General features: G+C 41.5%; 20 protein-coding genes. 3 read left to right on the top strand and 17 right to left on the bottom strand.

Going from position 1 to position 24,842, the window contains the following annotated elements; genetic code table 11:
* Positions 1-416: 416 nt before the first annotated feature.
* The 17 genes from ACESZG_RS08295 to ACESZG_RS08215 form a co-directional block, all read right to left on the bottom strand.
* The gene (locus ACESZG_RS08295; RefSeq protein WP_118339226.1) at positions 417-2,660 is read right to left on the bottom strand and encodes an alpha-galactosidase; all 2,244 of its coding nucleotides are present in this window, start codon (positions 2,658-2,660) and stop codon (positions 417-419) included.
* 174 nt (positions 2,661-2,834) lie between these two features.
* Positions 2,835-3,746, bottom strand: a complete 912-nt coding sequence (locus ACESZG_RS08290) for an AraC family transcriptional regulator (RefSeq protein ID WP_118339330.1) — start codon at positions 3,744-3,746, stop codon at positions 2,835-2,837.
* Between the two features lie 51 nt (positions 3,747-3,797).
* On the bottom strand, positions 3,798-4,793 hold the full coding sequence (mgrA, locus tag ACESZG_RS08285) for an L-glyceraldehyde 3-phosphate reductase (RefSeq protein WP_118339229.1): 996 nt from the start codon (positions 4,791-4,793) through the stop codon (positions 3,798-3,800).
* A 58-nt stretch (positions 4,794-4,851) separates the two neighbouring features.
* Positions 4,852-5,529, bottom strand: a complete 678-nt coding sequence (locus tag ACESZG_RS08280) for a hypothetical protein (protein ID WP_118339232.1) — start codon at positions 5,527-5,529, stop codon at positions 4,852-4,854.
* Between the two features lies 1 nt (position 5,530).
* Positions 5,531-5,950 (bottom strand): ATPase, encoded by a 420-nt coding sequence (locus tag ACESZG_RS08275; protein WP_226840065.1) that lies wholly within the window; start codon positions 5,948-5,950, stop codon positions 5,531-5,533.
* Positions 5,922-6,374 (bottom strand): DUF4869 domain-containing protein, encoded by a 453-nt coding sequence (locus ACESZG_RS08270; RefSeq protein WP_118339238.1) that lies wholly within the window; start codon positions 6,372-6,374, stop codon positions 5,922-5,924. The genes ACESZG_RS08275 and ACESZG_RS08270 overlap by 29 nt, the downstream gene beginning before the upstream one ends.
* Positions 6,375-6,591: 217 nt before the next feature.
* Positions 6,592-9,774 (bottom strand): glycoside hydrolase family 2 TIM barrel-domain containing protein, encoded by a 3,183-nt coding sequence (locus tag ACESZG_RS08265; protein WP_118339241.1) that lies wholly within the window; start codon positions 9,772-9,774, stop codon positions 6,592-6,594.
* Between the two features lie 257 nt (positions 9,775-10,031).
* The gene (locus tag ACESZG_RS08260; RefSeq protein WP_118339244.1) at positions 10,032-10,964 is read right to left on the bottom strand and encodes an AraC family transcriptional regulator; all 933 of its coding nucleotides are present in this window, start codon (positions 10,962-10,964) and stop codon (positions 10,032-10,034) included.
* A gap of 91 nt (positions 10,965-11,055) precedes the next feature.
* Positions 11,056-11,361, bottom strand: a complete 306-nt coding sequence (locus tag ACESZG_RS08255; protein ID WP_008706557.1) for a YerC/YecD family TrpR-related protein — start codon at positions 11,359-11,361, stop codon at positions 11,056-11,058.
* A gap of 236 nt (positions 11,362-11,597) precedes the next feature.
* Positions 11,598-12,320 carry a phosphatase gene (locus ACESZG_RS08250; protein WP_118339247.1) on the bottom strand — a complete coding sequence of 241 codons (723 nt, stop codon included), beginning with the start codon at positions 12,318-12,320 and terminating at the stop codon, positions 11,598-11,600.
* Between the two features lie 414 nt (positions 12,321-12,734).
* Positions 12,735-13,907: a multiple monosaccharide ABC transporter permease gene (gene mmsB / locus ACESZG_RS08245; RefSeq protein ID WP_118339250.1), complete on the bottom strand. Its 1,173-nt coding sequence runs from the start codon at positions 13,905-13,907 to the stop codon at positions 12,735-12,737.
* A 5-nt stretch (positions 13,908-13,912) separates the two neighbouring features.
* Positions 13,913-15,451: a multiple monosaccharide ABC transporter ATP-binding protein gene (mmsA, locus tag ACESZG_RS08240; RefSeq protein WP_118339253.1), complete on the bottom strand. Its 1,539-nt coding sequence runs from the start codon at positions 15,449-15,451 to the stop codon at positions 13,913-13,915.
* A gap of 170 nt (positions 15,452-15,621) precedes the next feature.
* Positions 15,622-16,638: a multiple monosaccharide ABC transporter substrate-binding protein gene (gene chvE, locus ACESZG_RS08235; protein ID WP_373217961.1), complete on the bottom strand. Its 1,017-nt coding sequence runs from the start codon at positions 16,636-16,638 to the stop codon at positions 15,622-15,624.
* 268 nt (positions 16,639-16,906) lie between these two features.
* Positions 16,907-18,004, bottom strand: a complete 1,098-nt coding sequence (locus tag ACESZG_RS08230) for a sugar ABC transporter substrate-binding protein (RefSeq protein WP_243104504.1) — start codon at positions 18,002-18,004, stop codon at positions 16,907-16,909.
* A complete protein-coding gene (locus ACESZG_RS08225) occupies positions 18,004-19,599 on the bottom strand; it encodes a helix-turn-helix domain-containing protein (protein WP_022380167.1) in 1,596 nt (531 codons plus the stop codon). Before ACESZG_RS08225 ends, ACESZG_RS08230 begins: the two co-directional genes overlap by 1 nt.
* A 26-nt stretch (positions 19,600-19,625) precedes the next feature.
* Entirely contained in the window at positions 19,626-21,107 is a 1,482-nt protein-coding gene (locus tag ACESZG_RS08220; protein WP_119243437.1) for a sensor histidine kinase, read from the bottom strand.
* On the bottom strand, positions 21,104-22,123 hold the full coding sequence (locus ACESZG_RS08215) for a substrate-binding domain-containing protein (protein ID WP_349080688.1): 1,020 nt from the start codon (positions 22,121-22,123) through the stop codon (positions 21,104-21,106). Before ACESZG_RS08215 ends, ACESZG_RS08220 begins: the two co-directional genes overlap by 4 nt.
* Positions 22,124-22,314: 191 nt before the next feature.
* On the opposite strand from ACESZG_RS08215, the gene ACESZG_RS08210 reads away from it, so the two are divergent.
* From ACESZG_RS08210 to ACESZG_RS08200, 3 genes are all read left to right on the top strand, one after another.
* The gene (locus tag ACESZG_RS08210) at positions 22,315-23,067 is read left to right on the top strand and encodes a polysaccharide deacetylase family protein (protein WP_227194296.1); all 753 of its coding nucleotides are present in this window, start codon (positions 22,315-22,317) and stop codon (positions 23,065-23,067) included.
* A gap of 124 nt (positions 23,068-23,191) precedes the next feature.
* Positions 23,192-23,899, top strand: a complete 708-nt coding sequence (locus tag ACESZG_RS08205; protein ID WP_173720810.1) for a YesL family protein — start codon at positions 23,192-23,194, stop codon at positions 23,897-23,899.
* Positions 23,896-24,822 carry a TIGR01212 family radical SAM protein gene (locus ACESZG_RS08200; RefSeq protein WP_055058620.1) on the top strand — a complete coding sequence of 309 codons (927 nt, stop codon included), beginning with the start codon at positions 23,896-23,898 and terminating at the stop codon, positions 24,820-24,822. The genes ACESZG_RS08205 and ACESZG_RS08200 overlap by 4 nt, the downstream gene beginning before the upstream one ends.
* Positions 24,823-24,842 lie beyond the last annotated feature (20 nt).

Here is a 24,842-nt window from a genome sequence, read left to right as displayed (position 1 = left end):
GGATTGTTTCAACAGGTGCTATATTTCAAAGATTTCTTTTGTTCTCTCTGACATCTTATCGTCCAGCATCTTTCTGCTATATTTCATAACCAGAATCAAACAAAAACACTGAATGAGAATTATTATCTAAACTCATTATGTACACTCACTTATTGCTTATTGCTTATTTCGACCGTCTAAATTTCAAGAGCATATTGTTCTTTTTTCTATTATAATATATTTATTGTATCAGAACAAGTGTTTTTGCGATTTTTTATGAATTTGAGCAGACATGCTCGAATGTGCAATTCATCCCATCACCTATAGGACGCCACTGAAAAAGTCCTTATTTTGCATAAAACAACACAATATAAAGTGTTTTTATTTGTTTCAATCTACTATATAATGTGTATAAAAATAGTTTTTCAGTGGCGTCCCTATAGAGGTGAGGGAATTCTTGCTACGGTTGTTAAAACATAAATTCTGGACTCATAGTCTGTGCATGGTGCATCTTCACTTGTAGGTTCACCTGCTGTACAGTCTGTGGTGAGCAGTCCCAGATTCATCAGCTCATCCCCGTAGTTTTCTGTTCCATTATACTCATTTCTGTAGATAAAATCCGGATCCAGTCCCTGAAGCCGTACTCTGGTAAAATCAGCATTTACTACATTTCTTTCCCTGTACCAGAATACCAGCGCTGTCTTTTTGTCCTCACTGACTGTCATCCACGCTGTTTCATTGCCCTCAAAAGGACTCTTCAATCTGTAAAAAGTTCCAAACTGAATCAGTTCTCTGTATTCTTTCATAAAAGCAATTTGCTGTTTTACTTCACTGATTTCTTCGTAAGACAGTTTATTCAGATCCAGTTCATATCCGAAGGTTCCGAAATAAGCTACATTTGCTCTTGTATGTAACGGAGTTTTCCGGTTTAACTGATGGTTGGGTACTACAGATACATGGCTTCCCATGGAACTTACAGGATAACACATACTTGTGCCGTACTGGATTTTTACACGCTCTGCCGCATCTGTATCATCACTGGTCCATCCCTGTGGCGCATAATAAAGGATTCCCGGATCAAAACGTCCGCCGCCGCTTGCACAGGACTCAAAGAGGATTTGCGGGAATGCAGTATTTAACCGCTCATACAAATCATAAACTCCAAGAATATATCTGTGGAACACTTCTCCCTGACGGTCTGCAGGAAGTGCTGCCGAATAACATTCCGTGATACTTCTGTTCATATCCCACTTGATGTAGGAAACCTTTGCTTCTGAGAGGATTTTATACATCATCTCATAAATACAGTCCACCACTTCTTTTCTGGAGAAGTCCAGCACATACTGGTTTCTTCCATGGCAGGAAAGTCTCTGGGGTGTCTGCAGGATCCAGTCCGGATGTGCACGGTAAAGGTCGGAATCCTTATTCACCATCTCCGGCTCAAACCACAGGCCGAATTTCATACCCATCTCTTCAATTCTGTCTGCGATTCCTTTAATTCCCCGCGGAAGACGTTCTCTGTTCGCAACCCAGTCACCAAGTCCTGCATGATCGTTGCTTCGTGCACCGAACCATCCGTCATCCAGTACAAATAATTCAACACCACATTCCTTTGCCTTTGCTGCGATTTCTACCAGACGGTCCTCTGTAAAATCAAAATAAGTAGCTTCCCAGTTATTGTTAAGGATTGGCCTGGGACGGTCTCTCCAGTAACCTCTTGCCAGTCTCTTCTGATATAATTTATGGAAAGTCTGGCTCATTCCATTCAGACCCTTATCAGAAAATACTACTACTGCTTCCGGAGTCTGAAAGCTCTCACCACAGTCCAGCTTCCAGTCAAAATTCTGCGGATTGATTCCCACAGTGATGCGGGTTGTATCATGAGTATCCACCTCTGCCTGCATTCTGTGATTTCCGCTGTAGATCAGGCTGAATCCCATCACTTCTCCTGCATTTTCTGTTGCCGACGGACGTCGGAGCACAATAAAGGGATTATGTTCATGGGAAGAATTTCCTCTGATGCTTCCCACAGACTGGATTCCCTGCTCTAATCTGCGTTCTTTCACATGACGTTCTCTGGACCATGCGCCCGAAAACTGCATCCACACATAATCTTTATCCGGAAGATCAAGGCTGAGACTCATTGCATTTAACAGATGTACTAATGATGTACCCTCATTTGTAAATCTGGCGCTTCTGGTGATGATTCCCCCCTGTGCAAAAATAGTATAAAGCAATTCCAGTACAATTCCTGTTACTTCATCTTTCAGTTTTACACATAAGGTCTGGGCTTCTTCGTCATTCTCCGTATAGGTAGCCGGAAGTCCTGAAAGCTTTGGCTTTCCATCTGTAACAGTGTGACTGACATAAGTAAATTCCGAGATCCTGCTGCCGTTTTCCTGAAGGATTTCCACTGCCGGATAACGATAATCAGAGCTTCCATATACCGGATATTCCAGTTTCAAATGCTCCAGCGAAAATTTGCGGTTTCCCTCATAAACACAGGCTGTCATTGCTCTTTGCTTCATTTCAAGAAGATATGAGAAATCTTCTCTGTCATGGATTCTTTTCCCAAAATAGAGGTTTCCAAGATGTCCATTGGGAAGTACGGTCATAATATAACTGATGTTATTGTTGTATAAATGGAATGTCTTTGAACTTTCGTGAAAAATAATACTCATAACTGTCCCCTTTCTATAATAAACTCAATATACATGAAATTAGGGGCAAAAGTTTTTTTGACCCTAACTTGATATCACGGATTGCTCCGCGGCTGTGCTGATATCATATACATTATTATAGAGAAAGTTATTCTGAGGTGTTATGGCATTATGTTTGTCTGAACCTTCAAAATGTTAACTGTTGATCAGCTTTTCCAGCCCATCCTCTGACACTTCCAGGTTCCTGCGGTTTTTACTTCTGTCCTGCCTTCGAAATTGAGTTGGTGTCAGTCCTGTTTCATGCTTGAATGCCCTGGCAAACCGTTCTGCATTTCCATAGCCACAGGATTTTCCAATTGATTCTACAGACAGTTCTGTAAGCACCAGCAATTCTCTTGCCCTTGTAACACGGTATTTCTGCAGAAAATCCTTTGGTGAAATATGAAGTTCATTCATGAAGATGGTGTACAGATAACTGCGGTTAACATTCAAATGCTCTGCCAGTTCCTGTACTCCGATTCCACAGGCATATTCATTTTTTATAAATGCCATGGCTTCTTTGATATATTCTCCATACCCGTTTTCTCTTCCATATTTCTTTTCTTTTGTATTACCCAGATAAGTATCAATCACTACATCTTTTGTAAGAACTGAAAAGAAATCATATAATCGGCCCTGCAGATAATACAGATTTGAGGTGGTGCTTTCTGTATGTTTCAGAATATCCAGCACAATTTTCTTTAACTCTTCTCCACTTTCTGAACGGAAGATCAACTGCTCGCTATTTAATCCGATATCCCGAATATATTTTCCTGCATTGGTGCCACCTACTCCGATCCAAAGATAACTCCACGGATCATCTTTATCTGCCTGATAGAAAGTCTGTGTACCCGGCTCGATCAGAAACCCCTGTCCGGCAGTGAGATAATGTTTTTGTCCTGACGCCTGATACATCCCCTTTCCTTTCACTACAAAATGGATCAGATAATGCGGACGGGACGCCGGACCATAGCAATGCAGCGGCCCGCATTGTGCGTAACCGCTGTAGCTTAGATAAAATTCTCTGAATTTCGGTTCCTGTAATTGTAAGACATATGAATCTTCCATAATATAAGTCTGCTCTCCTGTTTTATAAACAACCATTAACTTTCGGCTATATCATAAGGCCAGTGAACACTCATCTATCTTCTTTAATTCCTCTTCACTGAAAGATTCACTGTCCAGCACTTTCAGGTTCTCAAGGATCTGCTGCGGACGGGATGCTCCTATAAGCACACTGGTTACGATTCCGTCGCGGAGAATCCATTTCAGTGCCATCTGCGCAAGACTTTCCCCTCGCTCTGCTGCAATTGCATTCAGACTGCGGATACTGTTAAGACGTTCCTCACTGAACTGGTCTGCATGGAGAAAACGTCCGTCTGTGTTAACGCGGCTGTCCTTTGGAATTCCATTCAGATATCGGTCTGTGAGCATTCCCTGGGATAACGGGCTAAATGCAATAATTCCCTTTTTCCTCTCTGCTGCAGCCTGTTTCAGGCCATTTGTCTCGATGGTACGGTTAAAGATATTATATCTGTTCTGATTAATGATAAACGGACAATGCAGTTCTTCCAGAATATCTGCAGCGCGTTTCATTGTCTCACCATCATAGTTGGAGATTCCAACATACAATGCCTTTCCGCTTCTGACGATCTGTGCCAGAGCCTCCATGGTCTCCTCAAGAGGAGTCTCCGGATCCATACGGTGATGATAGAAGATATCTACATAATCCAACCCAAGGCGTTTCAGGCTCTGGTCAAGACTGGCGATCAGATACTTACGGCTTCCCCAGTTTCCATAAGGTCCCGGCCACATATCATAGCCTGCCTTTGTGCTGACGATCAGCTCATCTCTGTATGCAGAAAATTCCTCTCTCAGGATTTTTCCAAAATTTTTCTCCGCACTTCCGGGCTGTGGGCCATAGTTGTTTGCAAGGTCAAAATGAGTGATCCCATTGTCAAATGCTGTAAAACACATCTGCTTCATATTCTCATAAACACCGGTGTCTCCGAAATTATGCCATAAACCCAGAGATAACTCCGGCAGCATCAGCCCACTGGCACCACAGCGGTGATATTTCATGGTTTCATAACGTTTTTCATCTGCCTGATACATAAAATAATTCCTCCCTTTTCGTACAGTTTTCAAATCTTCACTTTTATTAAATCCTACTCTAATCTGCAACTTTGCAAATCACATTTTGCACCTTCTCAGACTGTATCAGCATCCTCATCTTCTCATCCCCATCCTCAATCTCAGGCTTACCACATCTAAGACTATCTGGATGCTCCGACACACAGCAATTCTTATACCAGCATTCACCCATAAGAGTCCCTTTAACAGACCACTTTTCATTTTGTGTAAATTCGCCTGCCAATGACTTCATCACTCGTTCTGTAGAATATCTTTTAAAACCTGCTATATACTGCAATGTCTTCTCGTCATCAATCTTTGATAAATTGATTCTATGATTCTCAACTGCTGCCAAGACTTCTTCACGAATTTTGATTTTATCTGTCTTTCCGGTGCCTGTCCATGCTATTAGCTTGTCAAATGCAAGAATCAGATATTCAAAACAAATCATATCCAGAATTACAATTTTTCCTTCCGACTTATCTGTTATTGATTTCAACATACGATACTTGTTACGAATATCCTGATTATCAACCACATAATCAAATGCAACGTAATATTTATCGTCATCTTTAATGTCCAAGTCTATTACCGCATCCAGTAATCCCTGATTGCTTCCTTTACTTTCGACTACAAGCTCATTATCAAAGAAAAACTTGTTAACTAATTTCCAGAAGTGAAGCCCTGCACCAGTATCCTCCGTCCATAAATATCTCATATCACAGCTCCTCTTCCAGCGTTATTCTGTTGTTATCAAACTTCAGCACCTTAAAACTTTTATCAGATACATTAAGTCCGTCACAATTTCGCAGAAAAAGCATATACTGATTTGAGAACTCAAAATTAATGAATCTCCTGATATCATCATTAATCAAGTACTCTGCATTATCTACCACAATGAAACTATCCCGGCACTGTTTTATTGCTTTTAAAAAATCATCTGATTTATAGTTAAATAATTTTATAGTCTTGTATTCGTCTGTTAGTCTTATATCTTCCAGCATTTCATAAAGCACTGTTTTACCGGTGCCGCTGTCTCCGCCAACAAGAGTAATTCTATCCTCAAATTCCAAATCGTATGAAAATGGATCTGCTTTAAAAGTAATGTTCTTATAAATCATCTGCTTCTCTCCTTTCATACTCCTTACTCCACCAGGCATTATAGCCTCTCCCGCCGGTAACTATATCAGAATTATTAAATCGGATTTTTGCATTGTCTGGGATATCAAAAAGTGTCGGTCTTGACATATAAATCTTTATATTTTCCATAGCAAAAATGATCTTTAACACATTCGGACCACATTCCTCAACATTTACCACCTTATCAGGGTGTTTTACAATATTTATCAGTGTCTTGCAGCCTGATGATAAATTACGAATTGTACCTAATCCATATTTTGTTTCTATATGCTTGTCCGGAGTCAGCTTTGCCTCATCTATTTGCCAGATTAAATCAATTTCTTTTTGTGACATTTCTTCATTACCTGTATTCAGATTAAAGTACAGGTCGTTTTGAAGTATCCAGTCTTTTGAATCAATCTTATTTGTATATATATCTATCATTTAATGTTACTCCTTTTCATTGTCAATCGCCGACTTTTGAGAATCGTTGGACCACTATAATGCCCACGTTTTCGCCCTGCATTATAAATCAAAGAATTTACTTGTATATCATATCACATTTTCGACGTTATAAATATCATTTTTTGTTGTCTATTTATCTATAACAGTTAAAGGGACTGCCTATTCTGACAGCCCCTTTTTAAACAAATAAACTATATTAAATTCCTTTAAAGCTAAAGGAGAATTCCATCTTTCCATCTGCATTTAACAGATATTCCTGATGGGTATATGCTCCCCAGCTGTCATCGCCGCCGATTCCCATCTGGCCTTTGGCTACGCGTACTACTGTGTAATGGATCTGCGGGAGTTCGTATGGATGCATGGCATTTTCCATCTCATGTGGAGTGTATGGGAGTGCGGAGAACATCATTGATTCTCCATCCATCTCAAAGTACATTCCTCTGCCCTTGCGGTCTGTGACCTTCGCCCAGCGTACTTCCTCTTTTGCTCCGCATTCCTGCGGTACCATGTATCTTGCTATATTATCCACAACTTTGTTCTGGTAAATGCCCAGTTTTGCACCTTTTTTGCGGTCTGCATAGGTTTCAGCTTCGCCCAGTCCATACCACTGGACATTGTCATAATCTGCATTGAATTTGAAAATCACCCCAAATTCCGGCATATCGCCAAGTTCTTTTACAGGATCATAAGTTAAAGTTGTCTTCACTTTTCCATCGCCGAATACTTCGTAGGTAAGCTGACACTCACTGGCTGGTGTGGTCGGCATCAGATAGGTAAATGTTACTTTTACAGAGTGGTCTGTTTCTTCTGTCTGTGGTGAATTGGATGGACCGTATGCACCTTTTCTGTATTCTTTGTGGCTTAAATACATGCTGGCAATTTTCCACTGTGCGTAGCGCATCTGCATAAGATTTCCACAGTCATTATCTGTAGGTGCACGCCAGAAGTTTGGTTTCGGGATTGCTTCGATCATCTCTTTGCCTGCATATTTGTAGGAAACCAGGCCACCATTGAGGACGGAGAACATTACTTCGAAGTGCTCGCCCCGGACACCAATATTATGTGTGCTTCGGATGATCTGTGGTTTCTTTACAAACGCATCTGATACACATACATCTTTTTCCACTGTAATCGCTGTTTCTGCAGAATCTGATTTTCCATCCAGAACATCCTCTTTCACCTGATATACATACTGTCCAAACGCAATTTCATAACCTGCAGGTGCCCATATCTCCTCCTCTTTCAGATGGAAGGAAACAGTAACTGTATATTCTCCGGCTGCTTCTGCTTTTTCAAAAGGCAGTTTATATTCTTTCTCACTCAATGGCTCAACTGCTGTTTCCAGTACTTCTGTACGGATCACTTTTCCATTCTTTGCAAGTGTTACCTTACAGTCAAAAGTATCTGTATTTACAAAGAGGTTCTTGTTAAGCACTTTTACTGTATCAGCTGTCACCTCTGCTGTAATATTCTGATAATTAAATTTCACTTCCTGCATCTTTGGAGATGGCTCTCTGTCACCGCCATATGCGATTCCGTTGCCGCTGAAATTGTAGTCTGTAGGACGTTCTCCGAAATCGCCGCCATATGCCTGGAACTCTTTTCCATAGCGGTCTTTCTTATAAATAGACTGGTCAATGTAATCCCAGATAAATCCACCCTGATATTTAGGCTCTGTATCTGTCAGGTCAGTATATTTGTGCATGGCACCGCAGGAATTTCCCATGGCATGTGTATACTCACAGCAGATAAACGGTTTGCTGTCATCCTTTGCCAGGAACTCTTTGATTGCTTCTACAGACGGATACATCTGGCTTTCCATATCGCTGGTATCATTATAACTGCGGTCATGGAAAAGTCCCTCATAATGTACCAGACGGGTAGGGTCATTCTTATGGAAAAGCTGAGACATTTCATAGATATCTTTTCCGCCAAAAGATTCATTTCCGCAGGACCAGATCAGGATTGCCGGATGATTCTTGTCTCTCTGGTACATGGAGTTGGCACGGTCAAGCATCATATCCAGCCATTCCGGTTTGTTGTGAGGAACAACATGAGTATAATCCTTTGTAAATTCCGCCACATCCCAGGAACCATGGGATTCCAGGTTTGTCTCATCGATCATATAAATACCATATTCATCACAGAGCTGATAGATCAGTGATGTATCCGGATAATGACAGGTACGGATGGCATTAATATTATTCTGCTTCATAATGCGAAGATCCTTGCGAAGTTCTTCCTCTGAAACATGTCTTCCGCTGACAGAGCTGAACTCATGGCGGTTTACGCCCTTAAACACAATACGTTTTCCGTTCAGAGTCATAATACCGTTCTTCATCTCGAAACGGCGGAATCCAACCTTCTGAGGAATTACCTCCTGAATAGTTCCTGCTTCATCATAAAGTTCAATTGTAAAATCATAAAGCTGTGGATCTTCTGCGCTCCATAATTTCGGATTATTAATTTTCCATGCAAAGCTGTTCTGTACAGTCTTGCTGCTATTTGTTCTCTGAATATAAAATGGCTCTGCATCGGCTTCTTCATTTCCAGCTTCTGTAAGAGATTTTTTCTCTTCCAGCACACATTCTCCATCTTTCTCAAGTCTGAAAACAATGCTTCCCTTTCCCCATGTCTTTACCTTAATTTCAAGATCTGCTACATCCAGATTCTCTTCCGGGATTGCCCGAATCTGGAGATCATATGCATGGGTATCCGGAACTGTATAAAGATACACATCTCTGTAAATTCCGGAGAAACGGAAGAAGTCCTGATCTTCACACCAGCTGCTGGAGGTCCATTTGAATACCTGTGCTGCCAGCTTATTCTGTCCATCTTTAAGATAATCTGTTAACTCAAACTCAGATGGAGTAAAAGAATCCTCACTGTACCCAATAAATGCTCCGTTCAGCCACAATGCAAGTCCGCTCTCTGCTCCCTGGAAAGAAATAAACAGTCTCTTACCCTTCATATGTTCCGGCACTGTAAAATATTTCACATAGCTTGCAACCGGATTAAATCTCTCCGGAATCTGACCGGGATAAATTTCCTCATGTCCTTCCCATGGATACTGGACATTAGCATACTGCGGTGCATCATATCCTTCCATCTGGATATGTGCCGGTACATGGATGTCCTCCCAGTCATAGCAACAGTAATCCTCTTTCTCAAATCCCTGAACTGCACTTTTGTAATTACGCGCATAATGAAACTTCCATAAACCGTTCAGACTGTAGCGAAAAGAAGTTTCCGTCCCATCCTGCACAGCAGTCTGCATTTCATTCCCATCTCTATAATACACATGATCTGAATGAGCTTCCATTCGGTTATCGCAGAAATACTGTGGATCTTTTACCAGTGAATAATCAAATGCCTTCATACTCTTATGTTCTCCTCATGATTTATTTTTTTAACTGTTCTCTCTGCCTGCAATATTATATTTCGCCATACATCCGTAAAACACTTCCAGCAAAATACTTTATATATGACTTTTTTCATAAAAATATCTTATACGATATTGCCAACAGCCAGTTATCCTTCATAAGCAAAATTATAACATTATACCAATCCGCACAGTTTGCATATTTGACTATATAATATTCATTTTCGACTTTTATATATTCCGGTGTCTGATATTTACCATCCTTCCTCTGTCCGGATGTCAAACTTCAGGAGAAGCTGCTCATAATTTTCTCCCTTTTTTCTCCACTCTGCAGGTGACATTCCCATCAGCTTCCGGAAATTCCGGTTAAAAGCAGAGTCCGATGCAAAACCACATTCCGTACCTATGTCAGTAACTGACCTATCTGTCTTTTTCAGTTTTTCACAGGCTGTGCGGACACGTATCAAATTTATATACTCTACAGGGCTCATATGCATACATCCGGAAAAAATCCTGCGAAAATGTGACTCACTCAGATGACAGTTTGCAGACAACTGCTCTATCTTTATATTCTCTCTGTAATGATCTGAAATATAATCCAGTGTATCTGAAATGATCCTCATGCTCCTGCTCTGCTCTTCATAAAGCATTTCCTGTTCCGGCGTCCGGTTCAGCCGGGCAATCCCTGCCAGCAGAGCCATAAGAAGTCCGGATGCCTCCTGAATATAAAACTCCTCTTCCCGGCGCATGATATCCATAATTCTAATAATACATTCAGCTATAAACGGTTCCTCTTTCTCGTTCATCAACAATGCCCCGGCGTTGATCCTTCGCAGCATTTTCTCAGCCTGTACAGCACTCTCACAATTCTTTCGCAAAAATCCCTCAACATCCACAAACAGATACTCCCATTTACAGACCGTATTTCCCATGCTGTTTGTTGTATGAGGAAACCGTTCCGGGATCACAGTAAACTGCCGCCCTGTAAACTTCCTTTTCTCCTCTCCCAGAGTAAGGATTCCCTCTCCATAATAGCAAAAACCAATCTCCATAAAATTATGAAAATGAAGGTCCTCTATACCGGTTCCATAATTCTGCACCCAGCGCTCTCCCAGAAGAGGAAGGATCGGACTTCCTGCAGGCATGTAATAATAGCGTAATTCTATTTTAGGTTTCTTTCTTTTCATAGTCTTTTATCCGAAAACTCCCTATGCAAAAAAGGCAGGTGATCTTCACCTGCCCCACAATAGCACTGCATTTATTCAGCCTTTCGCTATCCTATTCCCCTTTAGTTTCCTTCTCTGCCATTCTTGAAAACACCATCTCATATCCGTCATTTCCATAATTCAGTGAACGATTCACACGACTGATCGTTGCTGTGGAAGCTCCGGTCTTCTCAGAAATATCAAGATAGGTTCTCTTGTCCATCAGCATCTTGGCAACCTCAAAACGCTGTGATAAGGAAAGAAGTTCATTGATTGTGCACACATCCTCAAAAAAAGTATAGCACTCTTCTTTATCCTTCAGGCATAAAATCGCTTCAAAAAGCTGATCCACAGCCTCTGTTCTGATTTTTTTACTCATTTTCATGCTCCTTTTAGAACTCTGTACTTCACTTGCGGACATTTGTTTTTAAACTGTCCGTGTTATGTTTCTAACAGTGATATTTTACCACGTTAAATTATAGGAAGCAAGCCTTTAACCCAAAAGAAATCACAGATTTTTTATTTTTCTCACAAAAGCCTTTTTCGAAGAGTAAGGCAAATAAAATCATCTTTTTCGCAACGCAGCTCTACACCAAATAACTGCTTCTCAGTTTATCAGAATTTACGATTCACATACTCCCTGATTGCATCCGTAGACCGATTAAGGACCAGTTCCTCCGGAAAATCCAGTTTCTCCAGCAAATCTCTCGCCAGATCAAACTCCCCTATCAGCAGATCAAAATGGGCATCACTGTCCATCACCACCGGAACATGATATTTCTTACACAGATTCAGCACCACAGTATCATTCTCCACCGCATTCTGTCGATTACAGTCCGGATCCATAGAATGATTATTCAGTTCCAGAACCTTCCCATATTCTTTCGCCCCCTGAACCAGTGCCTCATAATCAATCTCATATCTCCCGTCATCCGGATGTCCGATAATATTCACATAGGGATTCTTCATCACATTCAGATAGCTTTCTGTATTCTCCAGCTTAGACCCCGGCTTCATGCATGGCATATGCAGACTGGCGATCACCACATCCATCCTCTCCAACGTCCGCTGCGCCAGATCCACAGTTCCCTGCGCATCCAGAATATTCACCTCGGACCCCAGAAGCAACTGAATCCCATACATCTCCCTGGGCACAATTTTCAGATTCTCAAAATAATACTTATGACAGGTTCCCGGCATAGCAGGCGCATGCTCCGTAATCCCCAGAACCTCCAGTCCTTTCTTAGAAGCTGCCTTCGCCATCTCCCTAAGTGAACAATATGCATGTCCACTCACCAAAGTATGTGTATGCAGATCCAACACTGAATTATATCTCATAACAACTCTCTCCTCATTTCGTAAAAAATCTTCCCCCACATTATACTTCCACCCCCACCCATTTCTCAAGCACATTTATTATTTCAGAGGATTGCTATAAGACACACCTCTCCTCCCCAGCCAGTAACCAGCACAGAAAAATAGTTTGTTTCGCGTGCATTTGCAGGATACTTAGATATTCTTGGTCAGAAAAAATCTGCGTTATGAGAAAACAGAGACACTGTCTGAGCCGCAGGCGAGTTTGGCTCTGTTTTCTCATGCTTTTAGCAGATTTTTTGTGGCCTAGAATATCTTAGTGTCCGAAACCGCACACGAAACAAACTATTTTTCTGCGCGTCCCTTAATAAAAAAAACAGAGCCTGCATCTTGGCAAGCCCTGCAAAAAGATTCCATTTCAAGGAGAAATTCAATTTTTTATTTTACGATAAAAGATTTTCTCTTGCTGACAACATCAAAGATAACCGCTGCCAGAAGTACAAGTCCCTTAACAACCTTCTGAATATTCTGGTCAATACCCATAATACTCATACCTAAGTTCAGAACACCCATCAGAAGAGCACCAATGATAACTCCGGGAACAGTACCGGTTCCACCATAGGCAGAAGCACCACCAATGAAACAGGAACCAATCGCATCCATCTCAAAGTTTGTACCTGCCTGCGGGTTAGCTGAATTCAGACGCGCCATGGTAACCATACCTGCGATAGCTGCCAGAAGACCCATGTTTAAATAAGCCAGAAAATAAACTTTATTAGTATTGATACCGGAAAGTTTCGTAGCCTTCTCATTACCACCAACTGCATAGAAATAACGACCTGTAGTAGTTTTGGAAGCAATATATGTATAAATCGCAATAATCACAGCAACCCAAACCAGAGAGTTCGGAATACCTTTATACTGAGCCAGACGGAACATAAATGCCAGAACAACTGCACAGATCAGGACCATCTTAACTGCCGCACCGCCAAAAGCTTCCACACTGTAACCCTTTTTCGCACGGTCTGCACGATTTTTCATTACAAGTAAAACATAAACAATACAAACAATGATACCAACTGCAAAACATGTAACATTAAATCCTTCTTTGCCAACAAAATCAGGAATGTAATTGTTAAACAGTGCCAGATAAGAATCAGGCATTGGAGCCAGTGTCTGTCCCTGAAGGACTACGTTTGATAAACCACGGAACGCAAGCATACCTGCCAGAGTTACGATAAACGGTGGGATTCGTACATAAGCAATCCAGAATCCCTGCCATGCACCGATTGCAATACCTGTGATCAGCATAACAAGCATTGTAAGATATGGATTCATATTATTGAGAACCATCATCTTACCGCCGACTGCTGCAACGAAACATACAACAGAACCAACAGAAAGGTCGATGTTACCACCAGTTAAGATACAGAACAACATACCTGTTGCAAGGATAAATACATATGCGTTCTGAGCTACAAGGTTATTTACGTTCTGCGGCAGAAGCATAACACCTTTGGTGTTTGCTGTAAACATGATGACTACCAGAACCAGAACGATCACCATGGTATATTTCTTTAATACTTCTGAAAAACTAAGCTTTTTCTCCATCTTCTTTACGCTCCTTTTCCTGATTTTACGATCTTTGACATGATCAGTTCGGAGGTTGCCTCTTCTTTGCTGACTTCTCCTACGAACTTGCCTTCATTCATGATATAGATTCTGTCTGACATTCCCAGTACTTCCGGAAGTTCAGAAGAGATCATGATAACAGATTTGCCTGCTGCAACCAGATCGTTGATAATACAGTAAATTTCGTACTTCGCACCTACGTCGATACCACGGGTAGGCTCATCCAGGATCAGAATATCCGGTTCTGCGAACATCCATTTCGCAAGAAGGACTTTCTGCTGGTTACCACCACTTAAGTTACCTACATTCTGCTCAACAGATGGACATTTTGTTTTCAGCTTTTTCCTGTATTCTTCGGCTACTGCATACTCTTTATCTGCATCGATCACCTGTCCATTGCTGATGCCTTTCATATTTGCAAGTGATGTGTTCATTTTGATGGATTTGGAAAGGATCAGTCCGTTTCCTTTTCTGTCCTCTGTAACATAAGCAAGTTTATTATCGATTGCTTCCTGTACAGTGTTCAGTTTCACTTCTTTTCCGTTCATAAAGATCTGACCGGAAATCTTGGTTCCATAGCTCTTTCCGAAGATACTCATGGCAAGCTCTGTACGTCCTGCACCCATCAGTCCGGAAATACCCACTACTTCCCCTTTATGGATCTTAAATGATACATTGTCTACTACTTTACGTTCTGAGTACAACGGATGATAAACAGTCCAGTTCTTCACTTCCATGGAAACAGCTCCGACTCTTACATCTGGGCGTTTCGGGAATCGGTCTGTCATCTCACGGCCAACCATACCCTGAATGATACGCTGCTCTGAAAAGTCATCTACTTTCTTATCCAGAGTCTCAATGGTAGAGCCGTCACGGATAACTGTGATCTTATCCGCTACATAAGAGATTTCATTTAATTTATGGGAAATGATAATCGATGTCATTCCCTGTTCTTTAAATTTCAACAGCAGATCCAGCAGTGCCTGAGAGTCATCTTCATTCAGAGATGCTGTCGGCTCATCCAGGATCAGGAGTTTCGCATGTTTCGCCAGTGCTTTCGCGATTTCTACCAGCTGCTGTTTACCTACACCAATATCCTTGATCAAAGTTCTGGAGGATTCCTCCAGTCCTACTATTTTCAAATATTTGTCTGCTTCTCCATAGGTTTCATTCCAGTTGATGGAGAAGGATTTACCTCTTTCATTACCCAGGTACATGTTCTCGCCGATGGTCATATAGGGAATCAGCGCAAGTTCCTGGTGAATGATTACAATTCCTTTTTCTTCACTGTCTTTGATTGTATTGAATTTACAGATTTCACCGTTATAAATGATGTTGCCTTCATAGGTTCCATACGGATAAATACCACTTAATACATTCATCAGGGTAGATTTTCCGGCACCGTTCTCACCTACCAGTGCGTGGATCTCGCCTTCTTCTACCTGAAGATTTACGTTATCCAGTGCCTTTACACCCGGGAAAGTTTTGGTGATATTCTTCATTTCCAAAAGTATCTTAGCCAATTTCTATTTCCCTCCCTTTCCATAACAAAGCATTTAAGTACGTCTTGGAAAGAAACGGAAATTTCTTCCAAGATAGATTTCTCTAAGATAGTTCTTCTTGTAAGATAAATACTTATTACTGATTAATACAGGCGGGAACTGCGCCCGCCTGTACAGTTTGTTAATTCTTATTATTTAATCTGATCCTCTGTATAATATCCGGAATCAATCAGCATTTCTTTGTAATTATCAACAGTTACAACAACCGGATCGCAAAGGTATGTCGGGATAACGCCTGTGCCGTTGTCATAAGATTCTGTATCGTTGATCTCCGGTTCTTCGCCTTTCATGATAGCGTCAACCATGTTAACTACTGCAGATGCAAGAGCACGTGTATCTTTGAATACGGACATAGCCTGTTTTCCTGCTACAAGGTTCTTAACGTTTGGTGTATCACAGTCCTGACCAGTGATGATCGGATACTCTCCTGTGTAGGAAGCTGCAAGTGCGTTTTCTACACCAAGTGCTGTGGAGTCGTTGGAGCAGAGAACTGCGTCAAGGTTTGTTCCGTCAGAGTAGTTACCAGCGATGATTGTATCCATTCTGTCCTGAGCTTTTGCACTGTCCCAGTTAGCAGTTGCAACCTGCTCGAACTCTGTCTGTCCGGATTTAACTACCAGTTTGCCTTCGTCGATGTATTTCTGAAGGACATCCATTGCTCCGCCGAAGAAGAAGTTACAGTTGTTGTCACCAGGATCACCTGTGAACAGCTCGATGTTGAACGGTCCGTCCTGATTGTCAAGATCAAGTGCATCTACTAAGTATTCGCCCTGTTTCTGGCCTACTTTGTAGTTATCAAATGTTGCATAGTATGTAACTGCATCGGAGTTCATAAGCAGACGGTCATAGGAGATAACCGGGATTCCTGCTTCTTTTGCCTGTTTCAGAGGCTCTCCAAGGCTGCTTCCGTCGATAGATGCAACAACCAGAAGATCACATCCGTTGGCTACCTGGTTCTCAAGCTGTGAAACCTGTGTGCTTACATCGTTAGATGCATACTGAAGGTCTACTTCGTAGCCTGCTGCTTCCAGCTCTTTCTTCATGTTCTCGCCATCCTGATTCCATCTCTGAAGGTCTTTGGTAGGCATTGTAACACCGATCAGTTTCTTATCATCCGCTTTAACAGCTACACCCGGGATAACTACCATTCCTGCTACCATTGATGCACAAAGAATTGCAGATACGACTTTCTTTCTCATTGTAAAAATCCTCCATTTCTTTTTACGTTTCTCACGTTTTCTTGATAACGTTACTATAGCACAGGGCAATCTGGACATGTTTGGCAAGAAACAAGACATTTTAAGAAAAACAAAAAATGCCCTGCACAGGACAGGACATTTTTGTTGCAAGATAATGCTATATACTGATTTACTCTTACATCTGCAAAAGCAACCGGATAATCTCTAAATATTTTATTTAACTGTAATCCGCATTCAGATAAACTTCATCTCTGCGGTGGAAACCTCCTTCAATGATCACCTTATCTATATTCTCTTTTGTCACTGCAGTTGGTTCAAGGATGCAGGAAGGAATCTCATAAGTTCCGTCATTTACTGTTTCTGTCACATCTTCCAGTTCTGCAACTCCCTTTCCACTACCCATTTCCACTGCATATTTCGCTGCTTTTCTTGCCAGATCTTCAATTGGTTTAAAAGCAGTCATATACTGTGTTCCTTCTACTATTCTCTGACAGGCTGCAAGATCTCCATCCTGACCTACAACAACCACATTTCCGGCAAGCTGATTCTCCGCCAGTACCTGTACGACCTGACTGGCAATGTCATCATTTCCGCACATAATTCCCTTAACATGAGGATATTTTTCCAGGGCTTCCTCCACATATCCGACAGCCAGTTCTGCTGTCCAGCCATCACAGTTAGCTTCATAAACCACATGCAGATCTGTGTCTGCAAGCATATCATCAAACCCCTGTTTCACCATCTGGACATTATTATCTGAAGAGGATCCCTGTATCATAAAGACATCTCCTCCCTGAGGAAGTGCATTGACAAGTGCCTGTGCCATGATCTCACCCACCTTACGGTTATCAAAGGAAATGTACAAATCTGTATTGGCATTATTGACCATTCTGTCATAGGAAATAACCGGAATTCCCGCACTCTGTGCCTTCTGTATGGCATCTGAAAGTGCTCCACAGTCTCTTGCGATCACAACGATCACATCCACCTGCTTATTTATAAAGTATTCAATCTGACTGATCTGCTCTTTGACATCTGCACCTGCATCCTGCACATTTACCTCTGCTCCCAGTTCTCTGGCAGTCGCCACAAATACATCTCTGTCGCGGATCCATCTTTCTATAACAAAAGAATCCACTGTAAGTCCGATCTGAACCTTATCCTCTTCCTTATTCTCTTCTGCTGTTTCTTCATTCTTATTCTGTTTTTGTTCTGAAGAGGAACCACATCCTGTCAGCAGTATCATCCCTGTACAAAATGCCAGTATTCCAAGCAGCAGCTTTCCGCAATTCTTTTTTGTCTTATATAATTTCATCAGCCTAACCTCTCTCTGAACTCACTAGGCGTAACTCCTTCATACTTCTTGAAAATCCTGCTGAAGTAATTGGGATCACTGTATCCTGACTGTGCACATATTTCCTTAATGGAAAGTCTGGAATCCTGCAGAAGTTCTCTGGCATTTTTCAGACGTATTTCTGTAAGATATTCAATAAAGTTCTTACCTGTTTCCTGTTTAAAAAGTTTACTGAAATAATACGGACTGATATCTACCTCTCTTGAAACATCATCCAGAGAAATATCCCTGCGGAAATTTTCATTAATATATTCCTTTGCTCTGTCAATAATACTGCCAGCTTCTTTTTCCTTGGAATTCTCCAGTTTCGTACAGATTTCTCTCGTCTTATCCAGAAACCACTTCTTCAGATTTTCTATATCCGTACAGGACTGAAGCTCCCGGATATAGCTTCTCCTGCTGTTAACATTATATTTCAAAGTTCCTGCAAAGAATGCCCTGCGTTCCGCATTCATCACCATCTCCAGGATTTTAATCTCAATGTCTTCTCTTGTGACGGCCTGCTGACTGTGCATCCATTCAAAAAATCCCTCTGCGCAGTTCATCGCTCCCGCAGCATCCTTCTCAAGGATCCTCTTCTGATATCTGATTTCCAGGTCTCTTGGATATTCCCCGTCATATTTCTGTGCCGCCGGTACATCCTCGATATGCACTACATGACTGATGCTCTCTCTCAGTGCGACCACCGCTTCCTTAAAAGATTCCTTCACGCTTCCAAGTTCTTTGACTCTTCCGATTCCACAGCGGAACATACTGTCGATCCGGTTTTCAAATTTATGTACCATATTTCTGGCTCTTGTGACAATTGCAACTCTGTCTTCGTAATCTTCTTTCGCATTTTCATAAGGAACAAGCAGTACGATCCTGTTTCCCATAATAGGACCTACAAGGCATTCAAAGAATCCCTGTGCGATTTCACGAAAAGTAGAATAAAATTTGTTTGCCTTTACACTTGCACCTACTGCATTACTGAGCACCCCATTTTCCATAGAATCTCCAAATTCTATGACCATCATATAACCGTATTTCTGACGGATATCAAGAAGCTGTGTATAATTATCCTGGTAAGTAACAAAATCATCCTGCAGAAGAATATTATTGATATATCCACTCTCAATCATAGGTACCACTGTCTCCAGTTTCTCTCTGATCAAGAGATCATCGCTTCTCTTCTGCCGTATCTGATCTACCTTTGTCATCATCTTCGCGCAGGTTTCCAGAATTACTTTCTTATTTACAGGCTTTGTGAGAAATTCCTGAACTCCCAGGTTCACTGCTTCTTTTGCATAATTAAACTTATCATATGCAGTTATGATCACAAAAACTGCTGAACTGTTAAATTTCTGAATTTCCCTGATTGCCTGTATCCCACTTATTCCCGGCATCTGGATATCCATAAAACAGATATCCGGCGAATATGCCTGTGCCATCTCCACCACAACTCTGCCTGACTTTGCACAGTGGATCTCACATTCATTTCCATATTCAGTTTCAATAATTTTCTTTAATGATTCCAGCATGATACCTTCATCATCTGCCAGCAAAATTCTATACATCTTCTCTCACTCCCATAATACTTCTCTTAGTTTTCATGCACAGGTATATAGATTACTGCTTCTGTGCCTTTTCCTTCACCTTCACTGTTAATCTCCATAAGCCCTGATTCCTCATAATAAAGTTCCAGACGACTGATCACATTATTCATACCGATTCCTGTAGAATCACCTTCTTCATTTCTGTGCTCTCTGTTTCCTGACAGAACACCCTCTATCTGTTCCCGCGTCATTCCCTTTCCATTATCTTTCACGCTGATACGTATATAATCTGCATCTCCTGTAACTGTGAGATGTATTTTTCCTTCCCATTCAATGTCACGTATTCCATGATTGACTGCATTTTCCACAACCGGCTGCAAGATCATACTTGGCATACGCACATTCTCCAGTGATTCATCCACCTCCTTGCTGAAATGGATATCTCCGGCGAACCGGACATTCAGAATATAAATATAGTTATCAACAGCCTCCAGTTCTTCTCCCAATGTGGCGTCTTCCTGTCCTTTTTTTACATTATAGCGAAAAAAATCCGCCATTTTCTCTACAAAAATCCCGGTCTGCTCTGCATCCTCCATCATTGCAAGCTGTGCTCCTGCATTCAGGGAATTAAACAGAAAGTGCGGATTGATCTGTGACTGAAGATATTTCAGCTGTGCTTCTTTCAGATGATTTTCCATAAGAAGCTCCCTCTCCATCATCTGCTGCTCTTTCTCCATACTTGCTTTCGTCCTTGCCATATACAGATCAAGATTCTCTACCATTGTATTAAACGCTCTGGTTACTGTTCCCAGTTCATCCTGTGCATCTGTATCGTGCATCTTTACATGGAAATTTCCCTGACCTACCAGTTGTGCTGTCTCTGCCATATTGGAAAGGGGAACAAACATATTTCTGGTGGCCTGGATGAGCAGAAGCATTCCACCGGCTACAATTATGATCATAATAACTGAATTGCTTATCTCCAGATATCTCATCACTGCACGAAGTACTGCATAAGTACTGGAGTTCTCCTGAAACATCAGGTTATTCAGTTCGTCAATAGATGACTGGATATATCTGTAAAGCTTTGTTGCATCATCATATTTACGCTTATACTGCTCAACGTTCCTTCCTCGTTTGGCAGCTACCGTTTCCGCAGTACAGTCCAGATATGTTTCCGACATTTTCCGGATATTCCGTTCCAGAAGCTTTACGGGATCATTGATATTATCTTCATTAAGTTTCTCAAGTTCATTTCTGTATTTTGCCTCATTCTGATAATAATCAAGAAGTGTCTGAGAATTCTTAACCTTAAGATACTTATACATATTATCCTGTACTTTCTCAAATACCTGTGAAAGTTCGGTAAGCTCTGCATTACTGGCATAAACATTATCCATCTTTTGCATGGAATTATTGATCCGCACATAAAAAAGCATATTCATGGCAAAAAGAAGGACAGCGATCATACCCACCTCTATAACGATTTTACTGACCAGTGAAAAATCTTTCCAGCGCAGCTGCTTCATCCGGACACCCCCTTCCTTCTCATTTCCCGTACTGCATTTTTGTCCAGGAAATTAATATCTACATTATAATAGGAATTGGTCCTTCCATCCTTCTGATATGCTGTCAGAGCTTCTATACTGTATCTGCCAAGCTGCTCTGTATCCACATCACAGGTAACAGAGATTACTCCCTTTTCCACTGCTGTAAGAATATCTTCGGAACTGTAATATCCTATGATTGTAACCTTTCCTGCAAGATTAAAGTCCAGCACTGCCTGACGTGCACATTCTGTAGTCTCTTCATCCATACACACAAGAATATCGGGTACTTTATCTCTCTGCTGAAAAATATCTGTTACCGCTTCTTCTGTCTCAAAGGTTCCGGTTAAGCGAAGATTTTTTCCTGTTATCTGGATATTTTGCAAAGAGCCTGCCTTTGCCTGGGCTGCATTGCTGATCTGTGTATATATCTGGCTCTGGTTCATATCATCAATATTTTTCTTCAACAGAATAAGAATACTTTCCGTATCCTCAGTCACATATTCCGCTACCTTTTCGCCATAGACACTTCCAAGCTGATAATCACTGACACCCACGAAACTCTGACGCTTGCTGTGAACTGCATCTCCCATTACAGTAACAACCGGAATTCCTTTCTGAACAGCCTCATTTATCTTCTCTTCCAGTCCCTGCTCCCCACTGTACTGCAGGATAATCCCATCTGAATTTGAAGCAATACTCATATTCATATAATCTAGCTTGCTGTAATCACTCTCTTTACCGCTACCTCTCAGTTCCAGGATTCCATCGCTCTTCTGTGCATATTCCTGCGCACAGTCATAAACAGCCTGCCAGAAAGAAGAATTCGGACTGTCTACGATCATATCGTATTTATATCTACACACCACATCATTCTTCTCTTCCAGACTACTTCCCCCGGACAGTCCCTCACAATAAGACTCTCCTATCATATAAAAAAGCACTAAAATTCCTGCCAGTGCAAAGAAAACCAGCAGTTTTGTCCGTTTCTTTTTCATCTCAATCTCCGTAAATTCTTTCTTCTATATTTTGCAGAATCTATTATACAATAAATCGGTATGAATTGCTTTCTTTTTTTCATATACTGTAATGATTACATCTGCCACCTGCTGTTTCTTTCATTCTGACACAGATATTCATACTCTGTATTCCTGAATCAGAGAGATATTTTTATGAGGAGTATCTTTGCATGAAGCGGACTTTAATATTTTTTGAAATATTATGCATGATTTTTTTCCTGCTCTTTTCTTCTGCTGACAAACGCACACAGTTCCTTACTTCACTGGCAGGTCCCGGTATGCTTTCCCTTGTAAAACAGGCATCTGCAAAAGCTACAGCTTCTGAGAATTTTTCAACTGACACCACCGCCGGGCTTCCCGTCGAAGAACCTCCCAGAATCGCACTGACCTTTGATGACGGTCCTAATGCCCGGTATACCCCCATGCTTCTGGATGGATTAAAAAAAAGAAACATCAGGGCATCTTTCTTTCTGATAGGCGAGAACATTGAAGGAAACGAAGATATACTCCTGCAAATGCGAAAAGACGGACATCTTATCGGAAATCACACCTGGGATCATGTACAGCTTGACAAGATCCCGGCGGAGAAGGCCCGACTGGAAATTGAAAAAACAAATAACAGAATCTATGAAGCTTCCGGAATTTACCCTTCTTATGTGCGACCGCCTTTCGGCGCATGGATCAAGGATATGGAACTTTCTGTCACCATGCTTCCCGTATTCTGGGATGTAGACACTCTGGACTGGCAAAGCAAAAACATCGATTCTATCCTGTCTATCGCCCAGAAACAGGTTCATGACGGTTCTATCATCCTGATGCATGACGGCTATCAGACATCTGTGGATGCAGCCCTGAAAATCGCTGATCTTTTTACTGAAAAAGGCTATGTTTTTGTCACTGCAGACCAGCTCCTGCTCACATAAAAGATTTGCTTTTTCCTGCCTGATTCGTTATACTGTTATACAAAGCTTGTACAGATTTCTCTGTAGCAGGATTATCCGCAGAGTATGCTGTACATCATTATATACAAAAGGAGTAATTAAACGAATGGACAGACTATTTAACATGGACAACAAATTCTTCACCGTCATGGGACGCGTGGCTGATCTTATTATGCTTAATGTGGTCTTTCTGATCTGTTGTCTGCCGATCGTGACTATTGGTGCGTCACTGACTGCACTCCACTATGTCACACTGAAAATGACACGTAACGAAGAATCTTATATTATCAGAAGCTTCTTCAAATCCTTTAAGCAGAACTTCAAACAGGCAACTGTCATCAATCTTATCATGCTTGCAGTTGCAGCTATCCTTTACATGGATCTGCGTATTGTAGGTAATATCGGCGGAACAATGTCTCAGGTATTGTATATCGTTTTCTTTGCATTTGGTATCCTTTATATGATGGTATTTCTGTATATTTATCCGGTGCTTGCCAAATTCTACAACTCCATCAAAAACACCTTCCGCAATGCATTCCTGATGGCTATCCGTCATCTTCCGTATACAGTCCTGATGGCAGTCATCACTCTGTTACCTGCAGGCGTGTTTTTTATTAAAAGTTTCCGCATACAGTCCATGGCCATCATGCTTCTGTGCATGTTTGGATTTGCACTGGAGGCATTTATCAACGGACATTTTCTGGTAAAGATTTTTGATAATTATATTCCGGCTGATACAGATACCCAGGATACAGACCTTCAGAACGAAAACTCTGCTGAAACTTCATCAGCAGAAAATGATCACACAGTATGACCAAATGGGGAGAAAAACCATACCACTCTCTGGACTATATGCTGAGAGAGCGGTTTGGAGAAAAGGTTTATAAGGTCACGCTAAATGGCGGCATGTCCTGTCCCAACAGGGACGGTAAGATTGGAACCCGCGGCTGCATCTTCTGCAGCGCAGGAGGAAGCGGAGATTTCGCTGCAGATGCCGCACTTTCCATCACTGACCAGATAGAAAGCCAGATCAGTATCCTTTCACAGAAACGTCCGATTCATAAATATATTGCCTATTTCCAGGCGTACACAAATACCTACGCACCTGTGGAATATCTGGAGAAAATTTTTACAGAAGCAATCTCTCATCCAAAGATAGTTGCTCTTTCCATCGGCACCAGACCAGACTGCCTCAGTCCTGAGATTGTGACACTTTTGTCCCGGTTAAATAAACAGAAACCTGTCTGGATTGAACTTGGACTTCAGACAATTCATGAGTCCACTGCCAGGTATATCCGAAGGGGATATCCTCTCTGCGTTTTTGATGATGCCGTAAAACGCCTGCGAAAAGAAAATATCGAAGTAATCGTGCATACAATTCTCGGATTACCCGGTGAAAACACAGCAGATATTCTGGAAACTATGGAATACCTCAACCATATGGATATTCAGGGAATCAAACTGCAGTTACTTCATGTGCTTCGCGGCACTGATCTGGCAGCAGATTACGAGAAAGGACTGTTTCAGACTTACGAACGGGATGAATACATCTCTCTCCTTATAAACTGTCTGGAACATCTCAGACCGGATATGGTTATACACCGCATCACAGGCGACGGCCCCAAAGATCTGCTGATCGCACCACTGTGGGCAAGCCGTAAACGTGAGGTATTAAATATGCTGCATCACAGGATGAAAGAAGAACAAAGCTACCAGGGAAGACTGTTTTCGCACTAAAAGATTCTCTGCTACTCTAT

Origin of the sequence: Blautia sp. Marseille-P2398, from assembly GCF_964240315.1 — a bacterium.
Classification (GTDB): Bacteria; Bacillota; Clostridia; order Lachnospirales; family Lachnospiraceae; genus Blautia_A; species Blautia_A wexlerae.
The sequence above is the reverse complement of the archived record's forward strand: the minus strand, read 5'-3'. Positions and strand labels throughout refer to the sequence as shown.

Bases quoted from the DNA above. Each gene is read 5' to 3' on its own strand.
- ACESZG_RS08295 (WP_118339226.1), bottom strand. From the start codon at position 2,660: ATGAGTATTATTTTTCACGAAAGTTCAAAGACATTCCATTTATACAAC.
- ACESZG_RS08290 (WP_118339330.1), bottom strand. From the start codon at position 3,746: ATGGAAGATTCATATGTCTTACAATTACAGGAACCGAAATTCAGAGAA.
- mmsB (WP_118339250.1), bottom strand. From the start codon at position 13,907: ATGGAGAAAAAGCTTAGTTTTTCAGAAGTATTAAAGAAATATACCATG.
- ACESZG_RS08270 (WP_118339238.1), bottom strand. From the start codon at position 6,374: ATGATAGATATATATACAAATAAGATTGATTCAAAAGACTGGATACTT.
- ACESZG_RS08205 (WP_173720810.1), top strand. From the start codon at position 23,192: ATGGACAGACTATTTAACATGGACAACAAATTCTTCACCGTCATGGGA.
- chvE (WP_373217961.1), bottom strand. From the start codon at position 16,638: ATGGTAGTTATCCCGGGTGTAGCTGTTAAAGCGGATGATAAGAAACTG.
- ACESZG_RS08275 (WP_226840065.1), bottom strand. From the start codon at position 5,950: ATGAAAGGAGAGAAGCAGATGATTTATAAGAACATTACTTTTAAAGCA.
- mgrA (WP_118339229.1), bottom strand. From the start codon at position 4,793: ATGTATCAGGCAGATGAAAAACGTTATGAAACCATGAAATATCACCGC.
- ACESZG_RS08230 (WP_243104504.1), bottom strand. From the start codon at position 18,004: ATGAAATTATATAAGACAAAAAAGAATTGCGGAAAGCTGCTGCTTGGA.
- ACESZG_RS08280 (WP_118339232.1), bottom strand. From the start codon at position 5,529: ATGAGATATTTATGGACGGAGGATACTGGTGCAGGGCTTCACTTCTGG.
- ACESZG_RS08210 (WP_227194296.1), top strand. From the start codon at position 22,315: ATGAAGCGGACTTTAATATTTTTTGAAATATTATGCATGATTTTTTTC.
- ACESZG_RS08225 (WP_022380167.1), bottom strand. From the start codon at position 19,599: ATGTATAGAATTTTGCTGGCAGATGATGAAGGTATCATGCTGGAATCA.
- ACESZG_RS08260 (WP_118339244.1), bottom strand. From the start codon at position 10,964: ATGAAAAGAAAGAAACCTAAAATAGAATTACGCTATTATTACATGCCT.
- ACESZG_RS08255 (WP_008706557.1), bottom strand. From the start codon at position 11,361: ATGAGTAAAAAAATCAGAACAGAGGCTGTGGATCAGCTTTTTGAAGCG.
- ACESZG_RS08265 (WP_118339241.1), bottom strand. From the start codon at position 9,774: ATGAAGGCATTTGATTATTCACTGGTAAAAGATCCACAGTATTTCTGC.
- ACESZG_RS08250 (WP_118339247.1), bottom strand. From the start codon at position 12,320: ATGAGATATAATTCAGTGTTGGATCTGCATACACATACTTTGGTGAGT.
- ACESZG_RS08200 (WP_055058620.1), top strand. From the start codon at position 23,896: ATGACCAAATGGGGAGAAAAACCATACCACTCTCTGGACTATATGCTG.
- ACESZG_RS08215 (WP_349080688.1), bottom strand. From the start codon at position 22,123: ATGAAAAAGAAACGGACAAAACTGCTGGTTTTCTTTGCACTGGCAGGA.
- ACESZG_RS08220 (WP_119243437.1), bottom strand. From the start codon at position 21,107: ATGAAGCAGCTGCGCTGGAAAGATTTTTCACTGGTCAGTAAAATCGTT.